This window comes from Bacteroides sp. UBA939, from assembly GCF_002293435.1.
Taxonomy (GTDB): Bacteria; Bacteroidota; Bacteroidia; order Bacteroidales; family Bacteroidaceae; genus Bacteroides.
In genome coordinates this window covers 1-3,208 of the sequence record NZ_DBDF01000235.1, presented here as the reverse complement: position 1 = coordinate 3,208, position 3,208 = coordinate 1, and the positions used below count along the sequence as shown (strand labels likewise).

General features: G+C 47.6%; 2 protein-coding genes. Both read left to right on the top strand.

Translation table 11 applies throughout. From position 1 onward, the window contains the following. Nucleotides 1-189: 189 nt before the first annotated feature. A complete protein-coding gene (locus B2Z67_RS15590) occupies nucleotides 190-978 on the top strand; it encodes a Cof-type HAD-IIB family hydrolase (RefSeq protein WP_291530763.1) in 789 nt (262 codons plus the stop codon). A gap of 35 nt (nucleotides 979-1,013) precedes the next feature. Continuing rightward, nucleotides 1,014-3,017: an AAA family ATPase gene (locus tag B2Z67_RS15585; RefSeq protein WP_291530762.1), complete on the top strand. Its 2,004-nt coding sequence runs from the start codon at nucleotides 1,014-1,016 to the stop codon at nucleotides 3,015-3,017. Nucleotides 3,018-3,208: the final 191 nt, after the last annotated feature.

Below are 3,208 nucleotides of genomic sequence, written 5' to 3'. Positions count from 1 at the left end.
CTAAACACTTATCACTAAACACTAATCACTAAACACTGCAAAGTGCAAAGTGCAAAGCCCCGCTTCGCTAAACCATCATTCACAGTATAAACCAATTATGAACAGCTTCTTATATAATTTATTCGCCTGCAAAAATACAAATTATCCTCGCTTTTAAGTACTTTTGCACACAAGTAAAACGAAAATAATATGATTAAAGCCCTGTTTTTTGATATCGACGGCACTTTGGTGAGTTTCAATACCCACGCCATCCCCGAAAGCACCATTGAAGCCATTGCCACTGCCAAAGCCAAAGGTATCCGGATTTTTATCGCCACAGGACGTCCAACCGCTATTATCAATAACCTTTCCGCTTTGCAAGACCGCGATTTGATAGATGGTTACATAACCATGAACGGCGGATATTGTTTTGTCGGTAAAGAAGTGATTTACAAAAGCGCTATTCCTACCGCAGATGTACAAACGCTGGCGCATATTGCCGGCAAAGAGAAATTCCCCTGTATCTTTGTAGGTGAACATGATATTTGTGTCTGCCAACCGGATGAAATGGTAAGAAAGGTATTCTACGATTACCTGAAAGTAGATTCACTCCCCGTAAAAACACTTGAAGAGGCTATACGGAAAGAGGTTTTCCAAATGACACCGTTCATCACCCAGGAACAGGAAAAGCTAATCCTTCCCCAATTACATGGCTGCGAAGCCGGGCGCTGGTTTCCCGCCTTTACCGACATGACAGCCAAGGGAAGCACCAAACAAAAAGGTATTGATGAAGTCATCAGGCACTTCAACATTAGCCTGGAAGAGACTATGGCGTTCGGCGACGGTGGCAATGACGCAGGTATGTTGCGTCACGCAGCTATCGGCGTAGCAATGGGTAACGCGCTTGAAGAAGTAAAGGCATACGCCGACTACGTAACCACTTCGGTAGACGAAAATGGAATTGCGAACGCACTTAGAGAATTCTCTATTATTGAATAGAGCGAATACAAGATAAGGAATAGGAGAATAGATTCTTGTCACAGTCAATAGATACCAATAACAAAGAATTTCAGGATGCCCTGAAACTGATACAGTACACCCGCCAGTCCGTATTCCTGACCGGAAAGGCGGGTACCGGTAAATCTACCTTTCTGCGATATATATGCCAGAATACCAAGAAGAAACATGTGGTACTGGCTCCTACGGGTATCGCCGCTATCAATGCCGGCGGCAGTACCCTGCACAGTTTCTTTAAGCTCCCGTTCCACCCCTTGCTTCCCGACGACCCGAATCTGAGCCTGCAACGAGGACGTATCCACGAGTTCTTTAAATACACCAAACTCCAGCGGAAGTTGCTGGAAGAGCTGGAACTTATCATCATCGACGAGATTTCTATGGTACGCGCCGACATTATCGACGCCGTAGACCGCATCCTCCGTGTTTACTCCCACAACCTGCGCGAGCCTTTCGGCGGGAAACAGCTTCTGCTGGTAGGCGATGTGTTCCAGCTTGAACCTGTAGTAAAAGGAGACGAACGGGAAATACTGAACCGCTTCTATCCCACCCCTTACTTCTTCTCGGCAAGAGTGTTTAACCAGATAGACCTCGTTTCCATCGAGTTACAGAAAGTCTACCGCCAAACAGACCAGGTCTTTGTCAGCGTATTAGACCATATCCGCAACAATACGGCGGGGGCTGCCGACCTGCAACTGTTAAACACACGTTATGGTACTGACATCGAGAAGCACGAGGAAGATATGTACATCACTCTCGCCACGCGACGCGACAATGTAGATTACATAAACGACCGGAAACTGGCAGAGCTTCCAGGCGAACCTACGACCTTCCAGGGAGAAGTCACCGGCGACTTTCCCGAAAGCAGTCTGCCCACCTCACGAGAGTTAGTATTGAAAGCGGGCGCACAAGTTATCTTCATCAAAAACGATTTCGACCGCCGTTGGGTTAACGGTACCATCGGCGTAGTCAGCGGTTTCGATGAGGTAGAAGAAACCCTCTACATCATTACCGACGATGGAAAGGAATGTGACGTAAAGCGAGACCACTGGAGAAACATCCGTTACAAATACAACGAGAAGAAGAAAGAAATAGAGGAAGAAGTACTGGGCACCTTCTCCCAATTTCCCGTTCGACTGGCGTGGGCAATCACCGTTCATAAAAGCCAGGGACTGACTTTCAGCCGCGTTGTCATCGACTTTACCGGCGGTGTATTTGCCGGCGGGCAAGCTTATGTGGCGCTCAGCCGCTGTACTTCACTCGAAGGTATTCAGTTAAAGAAACCCGTCAACCGTGCGGACATTTTCATTCGCCCGGAAATAGTAAACTTCGCCGGACGCTTCAACAACCGGCAAGCCATAGACCGTGCCCTGAAGCAAGCGCAGGCCGACGTGGAGTATGTAGCCGCCATAAAGGCGTTCGACAAAGGGAACTTTGAAACATTCCTCCATCACTTCTTCAAAGCCATTCACTCGCGGTACGACATAGAAAAGCCTGTAGCGCAGCGCCTCATTCGCCATAAGCTGAACCTTATCAACAAGTTGCGTAACAGTAACGAGCAATTAAAGTCCCAGATGGCGGAACAACAGAAACGCCTTCAAAGCTATGCGCGCGAATATTATTTAATGGGAAATGAGTCGATTACTTTAGCTCACGACTCCCGCGCCGCCATCGCCAACTACAACAAGGCGCTGGAACTCTACCCCGAATATACGGATGCTTGGATACGTAAAGGTATCACTCTGTTCAATGACGGCAAGTATCTTGAAGCCGAAGAGTGTCTGAACCGTGCGGTCAAACTGCGCCCTGCCGAATTTAAAGCTGTTTATAACCGTGGAAAACTACGCCTCAAACAGGATGATACCGATGGGGCAATAGCCGATTTGGATAAGGCTACCACTCTGAAACCTGAACATGCCGGTGCGCACGAGCTTTTCGGCGATGCTCTGATGCAGGCAGGAAAAGAAGTGGAAGCTGCTCTGCAGTGGCGTATTGCAGAGGAACTGCGTAAGAAGAAGAAGTAAGTAGCGGGTGGTGGTATTTTGTTTGTACTATGAGATTTAGCGGAGAGGGGCGGTGGTTAGGTTAGTGGTTAGTGATGAGTGGTTAGTGGTTAGTGATTAGTGATGAGTGATGAGTGATGAGTGATGAGTGATGGGTGATGAGTGATGAGTGATGAGTGATGAGTGATGAGTGATTAACAAGAGTATCTCTA